The sequence below is a fragment of the Arthrobacter sp. BPSS-3 genome (genome assembly GCF_044628475.1).
Taxonomy (GTDB): domain Bacteria; phylum Actinomycetota; class Actinomycetes; order Actinomycetales; family Micrococcaceae; genus Arthrobacter.
On record NZ_JBIMMV010000005.1, the window covers coordinates 99,014 to 115,537 of the forward strand.

Here is a 16,524-nt window from a genome sequence, read left to right on the forward strand (position 1 = left end):
GAGCGAGAGTGAGAGTGTCAAGTGAGCAGTAGCGAAGCCTCCGCGCAACGGATTCCGCCGTTTGTGTCCCTGGGGTCTGCACGATCGTTCATGGCGCCTGCTGCCTCTCATTCCTCCGCCATAAGCAAACCTTCTTTGGTTGCAAGCAGCTCATCTTCCTCGTCGGTTTCACGTGAAACCTCGGCGATGTCTACCGGCAATGTACTGGATTCGATTGATGACTCCAGCCCGATTGCACGGGAACTCGCCCACGAAAACAAACGCCGGGAGCGCCTCCTGGGCCGGCAACTGCCAAAGCCGGAGAAGACCCGCATCTTCACCGTGTCCAACCAGAAGGGCGGCGTCGGCAAGACCACCACCACGGTGAACATCGCCGCAGCGCTGGCCGCGGCCGGGCTCAACGTGCTTGTCATCGACATCGACCCGCAGGGCAACGCCTCCACCGCCCTTGGCATCGAACACCATGCCGATGTCGACAGCATCTACGACGTGCTTATCAACGATGTTCCGTTGCAGGACGTTGTCGCACCGTGCCCGGACATCGCCAAGCTGATCTGTGCACCGGCCACCATCCACCTGGCCGGAGCCGAGATCGAGCTCGTCAGCCTGGTGGCACGGGAGCAGCGGCTCCGCCGGGCGATCGACGTCTACGCCAAGGAACGCGCCAAGAACGGCGAGGAGCGGCTGGACTACATCTTCATTGACTGCCCGCCGAGCCTTGGTCTCCTGACGGTCAATGCTTTCTGCGCCGCCAGTGAAGTCCTCATTCCCATCCAGTGCGAGTACTACGCATTGGAAGGTCTGAGCCAGCTGCTGAAGAACATTGAGATGATCCAGAAGCACCTCAATGCCGACCTGGTGGTCTCGACCATTCTGCTGACCATGTATGACGGCCGTACCAACCTCGCCGCCCAGGTGGCCGCGGAGGTTCGTGAGCACTTCCCCGAGCAGGTTCTGAGTGCCGTGGTTCCCCGCTCCGTGCGCATTTCGGAGGCACCCAGTTACCAGCAGACGGTCATGACCTATGATCCGTCGTCCAGCGGCGCGCTGTCCTACTTGGAAGCCGCCGCTGAAATCGCCGAACGTTAGAATCTTCTCAACAATTGCACTAGCCAGAGCCGGAGCATGCCGCGCTCTTCCAATGGAGGGATTTATCCATGAGCGATAAGCGACGCGGCCTGGGCCGCGGACTTGGCGCACTGATTCCAAGTTCCGCCTCGGCTAACGCCTCCGGAAACGGTGCGGCCCCGTCCCGGCCCGTGGATCTGTTTTTCCCGCCGGCCAGCAAGCGCTCCGGCGAGGCGCCGGCTGTCGAGGAAGCCCCGGTAGAGGCAACCCCTGATGCTGCTGCCCCCGAGTCTGCTGCGTCCACATCTGCTGGGCCGGAGGAGACGACGACGTCCCGACCGGCTCCGTCGGACACGACCACTAAGGCAGCCACCCGGAAGCCTGCCGCCGCGGCGAAGGGTAAGTCTGCCGCCCCGGCTGGTCCGGGCACCTCCGGACGGAATCGTGCGGCCGCATCGAAGGTGGCGGCCGAGGCCCCTGCGCTTGAAGAGTCCGAGCCCGAGCTTCCGGCTGCCGATAACGGCGTGGACCTGGTTGCGGTCCCCGGGGTCCGCTTCGCTGAAATTCCGGTCGGCGATATCCACCCCAACCGCAAACAGCCGCGATCTGTCTTTGATGAGGACGACATGGCGGAGCTCGTTCACTCCGTTCGTGAAATCGGCGTCCTCCAGCCAATTGTCGTCCGAACTTCAACCGAAGAAGGTGGAGAACCCTACGAGCTGGTCATGGGTGAACGCCGGTGGAGGGCAGTACAGGCCGCCGGCCTCGAAACCATCCCCGCAATCGTCCGTGACACCACCGATGATGACCTCCTTCGGGACGCACTGCTTGAAAACCTTCACCGCAGCCAGCTCAACCCGCTGGAAGAGGCCGCTGCATACCAGCAGCTGCTGGAAGACTTCGGTACCACTCACGAGCAGTTGGCGGACCGAATCGGCCGGTCCCGTCCGCAGGTGTCCAACACCCTGCGTCTGCTGAAGCTCCCGCCGTTGGTACAGCGCCGTGTTGGAGCCGGTGTGCTGTCGGCCGGGCATGCCCGCGCCCTGCTGGCACTTCCGGACGCCGCCGCGATGGAACGGCTGGCCCAGAAGATTGTCGCCGAGGGCATGTCTGTCCGGGCCACTGAGGAGGCCGTCACTCTCTACCAGAGCCCCGCTGCCCCGGCCAAGAACAACATCCCCCGCCCCGGTGCACGGCACGAACGTCTGGACTACCTGGCATCGTCGCTCTCGGACCGTCTGGATACCAACGTGAAGATCTCCCTCGGTGCGCGCAAGGGACGCGTCAGCATCGAGTTCGCCAGCGTGGAAGACCTGAACCGCATCATGGATGTGCTGACGCCGGGCAATCCAACCTAGGGTTTTCATTCATCTTCAAGAGGGTCCGATTCGTGTGAGACGGGCCCTCTTTTGTGTGCCCAGCGCCGGCTGGTTGCTCTACGTGTTCGTGGCTGTTGGGTGGTCATGACGTCCACACTGGGTGCGAATCCCTCGTTCGTACCCACCAGGGTCACCGGTGTTGAAGGTACGAGCCTGGTGGCAGTAACGGCATGTCGGTTGGCCTACCCAGTTCAAGAAATCCTACGTACCGGCCTGCGCGCACGCAGTAGCTTGCGTGATCCTGGTTTTCCTACCGGCTTGGGTCGATGAGGCCACCCAGACCGAGCCTCTTTTGTGGGCGTGCGGCGGCGCGGTGTGCTGCTTGGCGCACGGCCAGGGGCCTGGGAGTCTGGGGGCGCCCCGTCGGCTGCGTGCCGGGCCCGGGAGTCCCTGTCCTGACGTCAGACCGGATTGTGGGTTTACCGGATGATGATGACCATAGAGGGCTGCTTAGATTGCCCGGATGTCGCTTTCTAGCCCTCTTCGAGCTGGACGTGGGCGGTGGACGCCTTCCTGCTTCTGCAGCGCTGTACGGTGCCTTCTAGGCCTGCCCTGGGGCGCATTGAGTTTCCCTGCCGACTGTGGTTCTCCGGACGCATTCGAGGCGGTTACAGTCCACCTTTGGCTCCAGCAACCCCCTATTCGTCGGTTTGGCCAGGCCAAAACCTCGTTGGGCGGGCTCGGTAGGTCTCCTCTCGTGCCACTAGGTTTGAACTTGTTGTGGGGCGAGGTGTGCGTAGGGATTGCTTGAGGCGAGGCGCAGTTGGGTGATTGGTCGCTATTCGCGCTCGGTAGTCTGCGGCGGATTTGCTGTTGTTGTTCGGGTGCTCATCCCCTGTCGGGGGCGCCTAGGCGTTCTGATGTTAGGGGGCCTTAGCGGCGATCAAGAGATACTGAGGGATCAACCAAGGCAGCCTTCGGCTTGCCTCCATTTGGGGCTGCTGTTTTCGATGCTGTGAAACAAGGTCCCCGCCCATGAGCCTGATGAGTGGATTGATGCTTAATGGGCCAGGTTCCGAGACGTCGGCGTACATATTGCGATGTAGGTCCTCCCTCAGAGTTCCGAAAGGTCTGCAGGCGCGATGTGCTGTGGCCTCCTTGGACAGGTCGATCCACATCTCTGCGTTCCGCAGACAACGTCGCAGTTCCGCGAAGGATAGGTCTCGACTACAAGCGCGAAGGCCGTGGATGAAAAGCCTGGAGCCTACAAATCAATCATGGATCTGTGTACATGTTTCACGTGAAACGGTTTGCGTCGGCTCGATGCTACTGTCCTAGAATCCAGGTTCTAGGCATCCGTCCCGACGGGAGGCTGAGGTGCTGTCCGGGTGGGGAGGCTGGGCCGCCTACTGACGGTCTCCCGGGATAGCCGCGGCGCTACCTTTAGTACTAGGGCGACCTGGCTTCAGACTTGGGTCTGCAGGGCGCTCAAGGAGGTGTGCGAGCTCCTGGGCTCGTCGACGCTCTGACGCCCAACCCTGAGTGTTGTGCGCTCCTGAACCTATGGGTGCCACCTCGAGTCTGATTAATGTACTGCGGCATCAGTGGGCTCCGGCTACTGAAGATTGCCTCAGCGACCGAGAGCGGATCCCGCAGAGCATCTTCCGACTAGCCGACTCTCGTTCCGCGCCGCACTCCCCCTGCTTGTTCTCGCCAAAGTGCTCTCGATGGGATCATCGTGCTCGGCGGGTGCATCAGTGGCTTGTACAGACTGCCCGTGGCTAGGTCGTGGCCTTTTGTTCTCATGTGCGGTACTGATCTGCGGCAAGCGCCAGGTATCGGGGTCAGCTGCCCAGTCCTGTCTGGTTATGTTCGAAGGGGCGCATAGAGCAGGCAGCCTGGGACAACATGCTTGCTGGAGTCCCAAGGCTAGTTGATCGGATGTCGGCTCCTAATAGGCAAGGTCTTTTCAGGGCCGCGCAACGGAGAGTCTCCCCCACGACTTCCGACTTGGGACCTCGGACCTCAGAGCTCCGAAACCGAAACCCAGAGTCGGATGCCGGAACACGGACGCTGGCCCCCGGACGCCGGATGCCGGCCCCCGGACACTTGCCCCCGGACGCCGGACGCCGGACCACGGACACCGGCCCCGGGACGCCGGCCCGGGGAGAACCGAGTGCGGATCTTCGACCCAAGCACGTGGACGGCCGAGCCACACGGCGGACTCCACACCCCGGAAGCCGGCTCCCCTGCCCGCGGCGGCTGAACTCGTAACCGGGGCCGACGATATCTGGATGGGAGTTGCTCGTCAGGTTTGTAAGGCATGGCCAATGTCGATACCGGCAAGACGGTGAGCAGGTAACGACGACTAACGGCGTGCCGCCGGAGGGTGGATGTCATCGATGAGTCGCCAGTGATTTCCAGAACTCGGTAGCGACGGTTTCGCGTTTGCCTGAGTGGGTTGAATCGGTACCGGCCGAGGGCGAACTTCGCAGCCATCACCACAGGTTCTGAGAGCCAATTTGCCGGTGGATATTGCTGTGGATAACTTTGTGGAAAGATCCGCGGACATCGTGGTCTAAATGGTCTCAGATGTGAGTACCCGAGAATATTGCTTGGGGGGTGAAGTAAGCGGTGGGAGTAGCCGCGACAGCGCTTGTATCACGTGAAACGCTGCCGCCGGGCAGAGTGCGGCCGAATATCCCCAGAACTGGCCGAAGTCTCGCCACAAATGGGTTAACTTTCCGCCGGCGGCCCGGCCATCTAACAAAACAAACAACTCCGTTTCTCCACGAGACGGCCCTCTCCTCATCTGCGAGATTGGTCCGGGCCGACCCGCCCTCAAGGGGAACTGTTGATGAGGCATCGCGAGGCTGTGGATAAGACTGTGTGCAATCTCTCGGAGGACTGTGGATATCGCTGTGGATAGCCACAGTGGATATCCACGCTTGGAGACGCCCGAGAATGGACTTGGTGATTGAATGCTGGCGCCCGTTGGCGCTGATATCCACGGCTGTCACCGTTACAGCGGGGCGGCCCCAAGACTTCGCCGTAGGGTTTCGGGGCCTCTGGGCTGAGGGATTCGAGCATAGGGCTGCCGGCGCAGATGCTCCTGCACTCCCCCTGTGTCTATGGAGGGAATGGTCACTACAGTCGAGTGAGCGACGGCAATCTAGTTGCTACCGGCAATGTCGATGGCGCCTGAGATTAATTGCCCGAACTGGCCCCTCTGCGACGCAGAGTGACCAGCAAGAGATGGTTCGGTAAGGGCCAGACGACTGGACGGCGTCCTCAGTCCGATGCGTCGCCTCAGGCAAGTTCCGTTGGGATGCGCCGGTCCTGCTGAGGTACATGGCGCTTCGGGTTAGCCACGACCAGGACGGGCTCCCCCGGAATGGCAGTCGGCCGCTCTCATGGGGGCTTGTCGTGTGTTGCTCAGGATGATCTGGCCCTGGGGACGAGTGCCTCGCGCGGGCGTCAGGCCCACACTGATGCCGCTAGCAGAACACTACGTGCCCAACTGGCGCAGCCGACCCATAAGGGTGAGGGGCACCCAGGTTGGATGATAAGCGACCAACCTCGGCTCGGCTTGAACGGACCCATCCTGCTGTCCTCCCCAGGGAGCACTGTGGTTCCGTTCATTCCCTGAATCGAGCGCGTAGCAGGATTTTTCTCGTAGGTCCCTATGGTCAGGTGGGTCCCTGTCGGGAGTCAGTTGCGCAAGGAATTCATAGACGCCATCGACCTGGGGGCTCTACAGGCTAGTTGTCGATACCAAGATGTTGGGGTCCCTCCAACATCTTTACACCGCAGCAGGGCGGGAAAGTGGAGCACGGCCTTGATTGCTCATGGCTACCGATCCCCCACCTGGGGCCATTCGCTAAGTGCGTGGGCGTACGCGTCCCTCTAACCCAACCCCGCCGAAGCTTCTCAACTTCACCTGATCATCCCGTAACTGACGGTTACCGCCGTCGGCTTGAATACCTGATCATTTCCAGCTGACTGCCCGGTGTCATGAGGTGGACCGTCGTAGGTCGAAGCGGCCCACAACTCGCGCCTTTGAAGGTCCCTGAGCAGTATCGGGCCTGGATAGGTGGATCACCCGAAGCAAGGCTGAGGATTAGCGCTTCAGCCTGGGTAGCGTACTCCCACACTTACAATGGCCTCCCTGATCCTCCGGTTTCGGGCCGACCGTTGGATTCGCCACTGGGAGCACTGCCCTCGTATCACCCTCGTCGTCTGCTGGGAGACTCGCTCTGCCCCTCTCGCCGCCCACCCCCCTCTGGGCACAGGGATGGGTGGAGGTGGTGACTGGGAAGGGTTGTGAGGGTTTCACGTGAAACAAGGCTCGGGCATGGTCTGGATGGTCATTTTCACTCCGGAACCTGATCCCCGGTACCTGCGACCGCGGTGGGGTTGCTTTGATGTCCTGCCTCCGGAGGCCTACCTCCATAGGGCTTCCCACTACTGGCATTGGACGTTTCACGTGAAACAGGCCCAAACAGATGAATTGACTCGTCTCGCGCGCCAGCAGCCGCCGCGTACACCCTGGCCGTGAGTGACTCGTGGGCGGCAGTTATGCCCCTAATGGAAGAAGTGAGTAGAGATGACTTAGGGTAGATTGCTCTCCGATAGGAATCTAAACAGTATTTGTTGGATGATAACTATTTCGGAGCTTAGAATGTGGTTCGCATGGCAGTGATCGGGGTTCCTGAATCAAAGATTCAGTTCTTCTGCGGGGCTGATCACTTCTCTAGAGGACTGGAGCAGATGGACGAACCGGATTAAGATGTCAGAAGGCAGTCCAGCGGCTTCGATCCAGGCGACCTTAGCCCAAACGTGGCTGAGATGGGTCCAATCTGCGGCGAACTCACTCCCTGGTATGCGAGACTCAAGGAATGCCGCCAGGAGTGCCACCAGCTAGTTCAGGGTGACTCGAAATGTACGCACATGCCCTGGTCATGTTCCACGTGAAACAGTGAATTGTCACTCCAGTTCCGGACAAGTGTTGCTCCGGAAGGTTGCGGCAATATGAGTTCAGTTGCGGTGAGTCCGTTTTCATCCGCCGGAGCCCAGTGCTGCTACTGCATGTTTCACGTGAAACACGACGGTGTCGACACTCCGCATGACGGGTAATGATGCCAAGGTGTTGACGACCAAGTCGATCACTTCCTGGATTCACCGAAGAAATTGACCTGTTCGTCGAGGTACTCCTGGTGGCTCTAGGACGCAGCCCCCGTGGCATGGGGTGTCTGGAGCTTTACGGAAATACGCTCTGTATATACCAACATATTCGGTTGATATCCAGCCAGAATAACGCACACCCGGCTGAGTGGAACCAGGCAGCCAAGCGATAATAGTCGCGCCAACCGCGATATCTCTCTCATCGGAACAGAAACGAAAGGGCGACCCTCCCCTAGTGGGGAGAGCCGCCGTCGTCGTGCTGAGACCGGCCGGTGCCGGTCAGGAGGAACTAGGACAGGACGTCCGCAAATTCCTTCTCGAAGTACTGCTTGGGGCGGGCGCCGATGACGCTGCCCTTCACTTCGCCACCCTGGAAGAGGTAGACGGCCGGAATCGAGGTGATGCCGTATTCAGCCGCGATGGCCGGGTTGTCATCGACGTTGACCTTGACCACGTCGACCTTTTCGCTGTACTCGACCGAGATCTCGTCCAGGATGGGGCCCAGCTTGCGGCACGGGCCGCACCATTCGGCCCAGAAGTCGACGATGACCGGCTTGTCGGAAGCGAGCACGTCGGTGCTGAAGCTTGCGTCTGTTACGTCTTTTGCGTTGCTCATAACCTTGTCCTTTTCGTGGAGGGGTAGCGTGCTGTTCTAGGCGACCGGAAGGTCTGCGAGGTAGTGCTCGACGTCGACGGCGGCGACACAGCCGGAACCGGAGGCGGTGATGGCCTGGCGGTAGGTCGGGTCGATGACGTCGCCGGCGGCGAAGACACCCTTGACGCTGGTCTTCGAAGACCGGCCCTCGACGGCGATGGTGCCCTCCGGGGTGAGATCCAGCTTGCCCTTGACCAGGTCAGTGCGGGGATCGTTGCCGATCGCGACGAAGACGCCGGTCACGGCCAGCTCGGACTCGGTGCCGTCCAGCAGGTTCTTCACCCGGAGTCCGGTGACCTTGTCGCCACCGAGGACATCCTCGACGCCGGTGTTCCAGACGAAGTTGATCTTCTCGTGGGCCAGGGCGCGGTCGGCCATGATCTTGGACGCGCGCAGCGTATCGCGGCGGTGAACCACGGTGACGGAGCGGGCAAACTTGGTGAGGAAGAGTGCCTCTTCCATGGCGGAGTCGCCACCGCCGATCACGGCGATGTCCTGATCCTTGAAGAAGAAACCGTCGCAGGTTGCACACCAGCTGACGCCGTGGCCGGAGAGGCGCTTTTCGTTGGCCAGGCCCAGTTCGCGGTAGGCGGACCCGGTGGACAGGATGATGGACCGTGCGCGGAAGGTCTCCCCCGTCGCAATGGTGACGGTCTTGATGTCGCCGTCGAGGTCCAGCTCTGTGACGTCCTCGAACTGGATCTCCGTGCCGAACCGGGCAGCCTGCTTCTCGAAGTTCTCCATCAGGTCAGGACCCATGATGCCCTCGGGGAACCCGGGGTAGTTCTCGACGTCGGTGGTGTTCATCAGTTCGCCACCGGCGGTGACGGAGCCCGCCAGGAGCAGGGGCTTCAGGTTGGCGCGTGCCGTGTACACCGCGGCGGTATAGCCGGCCGGCCCCGAGCCGACGATGATGACATCACGTACTTCGGACGCGGTGTTTTCTGCGTTGCTCACTGAACGGTGAACCTCTTCCTTTGTCGATGCACCCGCCAGGTTGGCCGGCCACATGGCACAACTAAGCGCACCGGGTGAATATTCCGCGTACGCCTTTGGACGGGGCCTAGCCCCGTCCTTCTAGGGTACCGGTGTGAGGCCGCCGGGACGGCCCGGAACGGCTACTGGACCTTGATCTCCGCGAGCCGCAGGCCGAAGCCGTAGCGGGTCTTCGGGGCGGCCAGCTTCGGCAGGTTCTTGATCTGGATGATGACGTACTGCGCGGTCACCGGTTCCTGCAACGGCAGCGTCAACTCCGGCGAGGTGAAGCTGTTGCTGCCCACCAGCTTGGCGCCGTCGAGCGAGGGCTGGTCGGCGGTGTAGACGCTGATGTTGCCGCCGGAGGCACCGAGCTGGCTGAGCGTGACGGAGGAGACCTTGGCCGGGCCCTTGAGCTTGACCACCAGCGGGACGCCGTCCGGAGCGAAGCCGCCCCAGGCGTCGGTGGCGAATTCCATGTCGGACCAGTAGCTGGCGGCGTTGCCGTCGTACGTCTTGACCAGGTCGCCGTCGTAGGTGGCCGCAAAGTCGAAGTTGCCCTGGCGGGACACGGATTCGATCGCCGGCGGAACCGCGGCCGGCGGGGCACTCTGGCTCGTCGATGGCGTGCCGGACTGCTCGGGGGTACCGGTGGAAGTTGAGGTCGTCTTCGCTGCCTGCGGTGTGCCGCCCTTGAAGAGGCCGCCCAGGTTGGTGACCGCGAAGATCAGGCCGATGACCAGGACGGCGGCCAGCAACGCGCCGACCAGCCACCGCATGGAGCGGGGCTCGCGGCGGGGTGCGTCATCGTCATCGTCGTCGTAGTCCCCCGGGCCGTCCGCGGCGGGTTTGCGGGCAAAGGCGGGCAGGGTTGCGGCGGCGCGGCCGGCTGCGGGGCCGGAGGACTTCTCCCGTGCCATCGTGCGCTGGTCCGGGACGGCGTCGTCGTAATCGTCGTCCTGCCACAGGGAAACCTTGGGGTTCGACGACGTCGGAGCGGCCTTCGCGGACTGTGCCGGCTGGACCGGGTTGGCCACGGTCGGCTGCGGCGCGGCGTCCTGCGGCGCGGTCTTCGGGGCCTTCGACGGTTTCGCTGCCTTCGCGGCGGCCGCGCCTGCGGCTGCTCCGGCAACACCTGCGGCGGCGGCCGCTCCGGCTCCCCGGTGCTCCGTCTTCGGCGCTGCTGCCGGCGGGGCGGGGGCCTGCCGCGGCGGAACCACCGGCTGGTTGGCTGGCCGCTGCTGCTGGTCGCCGTAGTTGATGTAGCCGGCGTCGACTTCCTCGTCGTCGTAGAGGCCGTCATAGGTTTCGGGCTCGTTCGACCGGGCCTGGCCGAAGATCTCACTGCCCAGCGTGTCGGTGAAGAACGGTTCCACGTAGGGCGGGTTGGAGCTGACCACGAGGTCCAGCAGGTCAGCCGCGGACGTGTGGTTGGTGATCAGGTAGGTGGCGTCGTCACTGACTCCGAGGTCCAGGATCTGCACCTGTCCGGGGCGTTCGCCGGTGGCCACCTCGCGGGCGCTCTGGGCCACCTGGTCGGCGTTTCCCGGGCCAGCAACGAGGATGCTCACGGGACGGTTCAGCACCTGGTCCACGCCGTCCAGCACCAGATCCTCGTCATGCGAGGTCAGAACCGTGGCGGTCACCTTGTAGCGGCCGCCGAGTACTGATCCGACATCGATCGGGTGGGACACGTGTTCCTCCTAGGCTGTCCGGAACTGCCGGCCCCGGTGACGTTAACGGTCAACGCCGGCCCCCGGTAAAGCCGGTGGACCCCAGGTCTGCAACTCCCCTTGTTAGTCTTCGATCCTAACTGATGCTGGTGTTGCGCCCGGTGACCACGGCCTCCGTTCGGGGTGCGGCTTACTTTTTGTTGCCCTGCCCGTCCGGGAAGTACGGGTTGCGTCCGGGGTCGCCCTGGTAGGTGCGGCGGCCCGGCAGTGGAATCTCCGTCTGGCCCGCCCCGCCCCGAGACGTGGCGGGCCGTTCCTCCTCGGGGAGGTAGCCGCCGTCGGGGCCCCAGCCACTGGTGTCCTCCTCGCGGACGTCCGGACCCACGCGGAAGGACGCCGAATCGAACTCTCCCGAGATCCGCGGGATGAGACCGGTGTCCAGGGAGGTGGTGGCCCGCTGGGGGACCGTCCGGACCGGTGCGGTCCGTGCCGCCGGAACCTCCCCGGCTACTTCCTCGCCCGAGCCGGAACCAGCCTCGCCCGTGGCGTCCGCCCCTGTCCCTGCGGCGCCTGCCGCACCCGCGGCGGCCGGGCGGCGGCGCAGCCTGCCCAGCAGCGGCTGCAGGAGGTCCTGGAGCTCGCTCACCCGCAGCACCCGCAGCAGCACGAAGTAGACGGCCAGCATGATGGGGCCGACGACGGCGACGGTCACCAGTGCGGCGATCCGGCCGCTCCAGGCGAAGCCGTCCGGGTTGTAGCTGCCCAGCAGCCAGAGGGCGCCGGTCCCGGCGATAGCCGAACCGAGGGCCGCGTAGCCCATCTTGATGTAGGAACTGGCGACGCGCGGGCCGTCCAGGTGGCCCAGGAGCCGCCGAAGGAAGCCGGCGCTGACGATCACGGAGAGGATGTTGCCGCCGGTGTAGAGGAGTGCGATGGCGAAGATGATCCGGTCGAAGGGCAGGAACTGGATGAAGAAGGCCGCCACCACGTTCACCAGGGCCAGGACCAGCTGGATGTAGAAGGGGGTGCGGGCGTCCTCGTTGGCGTAGAACACCCGCGACATCATGAAGTTGGCGCTCATGAACGGGGTGCTGAGGGCCAGGATGGTCAGGGTCTGGGCCAGCATGACCCCGTCCTGCCGGTCACCGCCGGAGAAGAACATGCCCAGCGGGCCGGCCAGTGCGAAGAGGGCCAGTGCACCGAAGACTGTCGCCACCGCCATGGTGCGCAGGCCGTGGCTGAGCGCGCGGCGGAGTCCGGCCCGGTCCCCGTCCTGGGAGGCGCGGGTCATCCGGTTGAAGAGCACCGTGGCGAGCGAGAGGGCGATGATCGAGTGCGGCAGCAGGTACAGCTGGCTGGCCACCTCCAGCACGGCGTTGCCGGGAAGCGTGGCGGCCGCCTCGGTCTGTCCTTCGGCCTGGAGCCGGAGGCGTTCGGCGCCGGGGATGGTCGCGATGCGCATGATGTAGAGGAAGGCCAGCTGCCCCACAGCCGCCGTCGCCAGCGTCCACACGCTGAGCTTGGCGGCCTGTCCCAGCCCCACCCCGCGCCAGCCGAAACGGGGACGCAGCCCCAGCCGGAGCCGCAGCACGGGGATCATCAGGATGGCCGTCTGCGCCACGACGCCGATGGTGGAGAACCCGGCCACCAGCAACGTCTGGAAGGATCCCCAGTTGTCCAGCGTGTGCGGGTTGGCCTCGTTGGTGCCGAGGATCCAGATGAACATACCGAGGCCGGCGATGGCGACGACGTTGTTCAGGATCGGTGCCCACATGGCGGGCCCGAACGCGCCGTTGGCGTTCAGGACCTGGGTCAGCAGGGCATAGAGGCCGTAGAAGAAGATCTGCGGCAGGCACCAGAACGCGAACGCCACGGCCAGGGACTTCTGCTGCGGTGAATACCCCTGGGTGGTCAGGTCAATCACGGTGGGCGCCAGCAGCGTCACCACCAGCGTCAGGGACAACAGCACGACGACGGCCAGGGTGAGCAGGCGGCTGATGTAGTCGGCGCCGCGGTCCGGGCCCTTGCTGGCCTTGATGATCTGCGGGACCAGGACGGCGTTGAAGACGCCGCCGGCCACCAACAGGAAGATCAAGTTGGGAAGGTTGTTGGCATTGATGAACGTGTCGGTGACCGTCGAGCCGAGGCCCAGGGCCAGCGCCAGCATCCAGGTCTTGGCGAATCCGAGGAACCGCGAGACCAGGGTCCCGGCGGCCATGACGGCGCTGGACCGGGCCTCTCCGGCGCGGGCGGCCTGGGGGGCGGCGGCTTCGGAGGGTGCGGACTTCTCGGGCTGGGGCTGGGCGGCAGACATCATTCTCATCGTCTCACCCGGGCGGCCGAATAGGCGCAACCGCGGCCCGTACGGACGTGGTCCTAGCGGTGGTCGGGAAGGACTTCGCGGGCGAGGTCGGCGATGCGGCGCTCATTGGGGAAGGACAATTTCCGCGCCAGTTCCGTCAGCGGCACCCACGCCACGTCCACGGCTTCCTGGTCGGGATCGTTCTCAATGGTCAGTTCGCCGCCGGTGGCCTGCAACAGATAGTGGTGGACCGTCTTGTGGACCCGGTGCCCGCTGACGGTGAACCAGTAGTCGATGCTTCCCAGCGGGGCGAGGATCTTGCCCTCGATGCCGGTCTCTTCGGCGATCTCGCGGACGGCCGCTTCCTCGTTGCTTTCCTTGCCTTCCGGGTGGCCCTTCGGCAGGCACCACTCGAGGCGGCCGCCGCGGTTGAGCCGGGCGATGATCGCCACGCGCAGTTCGGCGTCGGACGTATCCACCACGACGCCGCCCGCGGAAACTTCCTCCACGGTAGGCAGGGAGGCCTGGCCCGCGTGCTGCTGCGCCGGCGCGACGTTGCCACCGATTGCCGAGGGCAACGGTGCGTTCGTCCTCCTGCCGGGAGCGCTCGGTACGGGGTGGGCCATAAAGTCCACTCTAACTACTCTTGCCCGGACTTGATGACCTAAACGTGACGGGAAAGTGGACGGCGGGAAAATCGGATTCGGCCCGCCCCCGCGGGCCGCCGCGGACGGGCCGGTGTCCCCGGTCCGTCCCGGTGTGGTGCTGGCGGGGATTTCTGACAAGCTTAAGAGACTATGTCGCACCCACATCACCAGACCGAGTCCCACCCCGTCGATTTCCAGGTTGACCCGGTGGTCCTTGAGCTGGGGCGGCGTTTTGCCGACGCCGGCCACGAACTCTCCCTGGTCGGCGGCCCGGTCCGGGACCTCTTCCTGGGCCGTGAATCGCCGGACCTGGACTTCACCACCGACGCCACCCCGGACCAGACCGTCGCGCTGATCAAGAAATGGGCCGACAACTTCTGGGAGATCGGACGCGCCTTCGGGACCATCGGGATGCGCAAGGCCGGTTTCCAGATCGAGATCACCACCTACCGCGCCGAGGCCTACGACCCCGAGTCACGGAAACCTGTGGTGGCGTTCGGATCCTCCCTGACCGATGACCTGCTGCGCCGCGACTTCACCATCAACGCCATGGCCCTCCGGCTGCCCTCGATGGAACTGGTGGACCCGTTCGGCGGGGTCCGGGACCTGCACGCCTCCACGCTGTCCACGCCCGGGTCGCCCGAGGATTCCTTCTCGGACGACCCGCTGCGGATGATGCGGGCCGCCCGCTTCGCCGCGCAGCTGGGTGTGACCGTCCACCCCGACGTCCGCCGCGCCATGACCGCCATGGCGGAGCGGATTAAGATCATTTCCAACGAGCGTGTCCGCGACGAGCTGGTCAAGCTCATCTGCGCCGCCCAGCCAAGGACCGGCGTCGACCTCCTCGTGGACACCGGCCTGGCCGAATACGTGCTGCCCGAGGTGTCCGCGCTTCGGCTCGAATCGGATGAACACCACCGCCACAAGGACGTCTACCAGCACTCGCTGCAGGTCCTGGAGCAGGCCGCGGGCCTGGAGACCGGCGCCGAAGGCCCCGTCCCGGGCCCTGACTTCGTGCTGCGGTTCGCGGCCCTGATGCACGACGTCGGCAAGCCGGCCACGCGGCGCTTCGAGGCGGGCGGCGCGGTGAGTTTCCGGCACCACGACATGGTGGGGTCGAAGCTGACCGCGAAGCGGATGAAGGCGCTCCGCTTCGACAACGACACCATCAAGGCCGTTGCGCGCCTGGTGGAACTGCACATGCGGTTCTACGGATACGGCGACGCCGGCTGGAGCGACTCCGCCGTCCGCCGCTACGTTACCGACGCCGGCCCCCTCCTGGAGCGGCTGCACCGGCTGACCCGGTCCGACGTAACCACCCGCAACCAGCGCAAGGCCGAACGCCTCGCCTTCGCCTACGACGACCTTGAGACGCGGATCGCCGAGCTGCGCGAGCGGGAATCGCTGGAGGCGGTCCGCCCGGACCTCGACGGCGGCGCCATCATGGCCCTGCTGGGCCTCAAGCCGGGACCCGTCGTCGGCCGCGCCTACAAGTACCTGCTGGAAGTACGGATGGAGAACGGGCCGCTCGAGCCCGCCGCCGCCGAAGCCAAACTGCTGGAATGGTGGGCGGCGCAGCCGGAATCCGCCGCCGTCGCACCCTCTGAGGAGTCCTAATGCCCGCACCCGCCAACGGCCCCCGCCCCCAGCTCTGGATCCTCCGCCACGGCGAGACCGAATGGTCCAAGAGCGGCCAGTACACGGGCCTGACGGACCTTCCCCTCACGGTGGAGGGCGAGCAGCAGGCCGTGGAGGCCCGCAAGGTCCTTGACGGGGTCGACTTCGACCTGGTGCTCACCTCGCCGCTGCGCCGCGCCCGCCGCACGGCCGAACTGGCCGGCTTCCCCGACGCACGGCTGGAACCGCTGGCGGTGGAGTGGGACTACGGCGACTACGAGGGCATCAGCTCGGACCTGATCCGGAAGGACAACCCGGACTACCTGATCTGGACCCACGGCGTGCCAAACGGTGAAGCGCTCGACGACGTCGCGGCCCGGGCGGACAAGATCGTGGCCAGGGTGCTGGAGTCCGGCCTCGACAATGTCCTGGTCGTGGCGCACGGGCATTTCTCCCGCATCCTCACTGCCCGGTGGCTGGGACTGGACGCCCACGAGGGACGGCATTTCGTCCTGGGTACAGCCAAGGTCTGCACGCTCGGCTGGGATAAGAAGACCCCCGCAGTAGTGCGTTGGGGCCTCTAAACCCGTCCCTTAAAAGTTTTTCCATAAAACTTTATGGATTAAGTGGTCAACCCCTGCATTCATCATGTAGTTTTATTTCCAACCCCAGAGGCGTCCAGCCGGGGTATCGGCGCTCACCGCCCGGCCTGTCAGCCGGAGCGATGGCACAACAGAAAAGGAGGTTGGGAAAATGATTACTTTGACTCGCGGATGGATGTTCACCCTCACCGCCAACCCGGCCTCCGTTGTTGCCTGGCGCCCGAATTTTGGAATGCACACCTGCTGATTCCGCTCATCGCCGGCCACGTGCCGGGATTGCAGAACCGCCGCTAGCCCGAATCCTCCCGCATCAGGGACGGCGCGGGCTTCGGCGGGACAGTTGCCGGTGAAGCCTCCTTCTTCATCACCTTCGCCCTGCCAGGCCATCACAGCGCGCGGCACCACAATTCGGAACTCTGCTTCCCGGCGGTGCATCTTTCACGCTCAGTGCCGGCATTCTTCGCGTGGCGAATTCACGCACT

The 16,524-nt window shown here is 64.3% G+C and carries 9 protein-coding genes; 4 read left to right on the forward strand and 5 right to left on the reverse strand.

The window, feature by feature from the left end; all coding sequences use genetic code 11:
• Positions 1-21: 21 nt before the first annotated feature.
• Together ACFVY3_RS09700 and ACFVY3_RS09705 are read left to right on the forward strand one after the other, a co-directional pair.
• Positions 22-1,089 carry a ParA family protein gene (locus tag ACFVY3_RS09700; RefSeq protein WP_364138081.1) on the forward strand — a complete coding sequence of 356 codons (1,068 nt, stop codon included), beginning with the start codon at positions 22-24 and terminating at the stop codon, positions 1,087-1,089.
• A 68-nt stretch (positions 1,090-1,157) separates the two neighbouring features.
• Positions 1,158-2,426, forward strand: coding sequence for a ParB/RepB/Spo0J family partition protein (locus ACFVY3_RS09705; RefSeq protein ID WP_364138084.1), 1,269 nt, complete (start codon positions 1,158-1,160; stop codon positions 2,424-2,426).
• 5,434 nt (positions 2,427-7,860) lie between these two features.
• Here the strand turns inward: ACFVY3_RS09705 and trxA are convergent.
• From trxA to ACFVY3_RS09730, 5 genes are all read right to left on the reverse strand, one after another.
• On the reverse strand, positions 7,861-8,187 hold the full coding sequence (gene trxA, locus ACFVY3_RS09710) for a thioredoxin (RefSeq protein ID WP_290257117.1): 327 nt from the start codon (positions 8,185-8,187) through the stop codon (positions 7,861-7,863).
• 36 nt (positions 8,188-8,223) lie between these two features.
• Entirely contained in the window at positions 8,224-9,183 is a 960-nt protein-coding gene (trxB, locus tag ACFVY3_RS09715; RefSeq protein WP_290257118.1) for a thioredoxin-disulfide reductase, read from the reverse strand.
• A gap of 161 nt (positions 9,184-9,344) precedes the next feature.
• Entirely contained in the window at positions 9,345-10,895 is a 1,551-nt protein-coding gene (locus tag ACFVY3_RS09720) for an ABC transporter substrate-binding protein (RefSeq protein WP_400159568.1), read from the reverse strand.
• Between the two features lie 169 nt (positions 10,896-11,064).
• Positions 11,065-13,188, reverse strand: coding sequence for a murein biosynthesis integral membrane protein MurJ (murJ, locus tag ACFVY3_RS09725; protein ID WP_400159569.1), 2,124 nt, complete (start codon positions 13,186-13,188; stop codon positions 11,065-11,067).
• 62 nt (positions 13,189-13,250) lie between these two features.
• The gene (locus ACFVY3_RS09730; RefSeq protein WP_290257121.1) at positions 13,251-13,802 is read right to left on the reverse strand and encodes an NUDIX hydrolase; all 552 of its coding nucleotides are present in this window, start codon (positions 13,800-13,802) and stop codon (positions 13,251-13,253) included.
• Between the two features lie 171 nt (positions 13,803-13,973).
• On the opposite strand from ACFVY3_RS09730, the gene ACFVY3_RS09735 reads away from it, so the two are divergent.
• On the forward strand, positions 13,974-15,440 hold the full coding sequence (locus ACFVY3_RS09735) for a CCA tRNA nucleotidyltransferase (RefSeq protein WP_290257122.1): 1,467 nt from the start codon (positions 13,974-13,976) through the stop codon (positions 15,438-15,440).
• The gene (locus ACFVY3_RS09740; RefSeq protein WP_290257124.1) at positions 15,440-16,024 is read left to right on the forward strand and encodes a histidine phosphatase family protein; all 585 of its coding nucleotides are present in this window, start codon (positions 15,440-15,442) and stop codon (positions 16,022-16,024) included. Before ACFVY3_RS09735 ends, ACFVY3_RS09740 begins: the two co-directional genes overlap by 1 nt.
• Positions 16,025-16,524 lie beyond the last annotated feature (500 nt).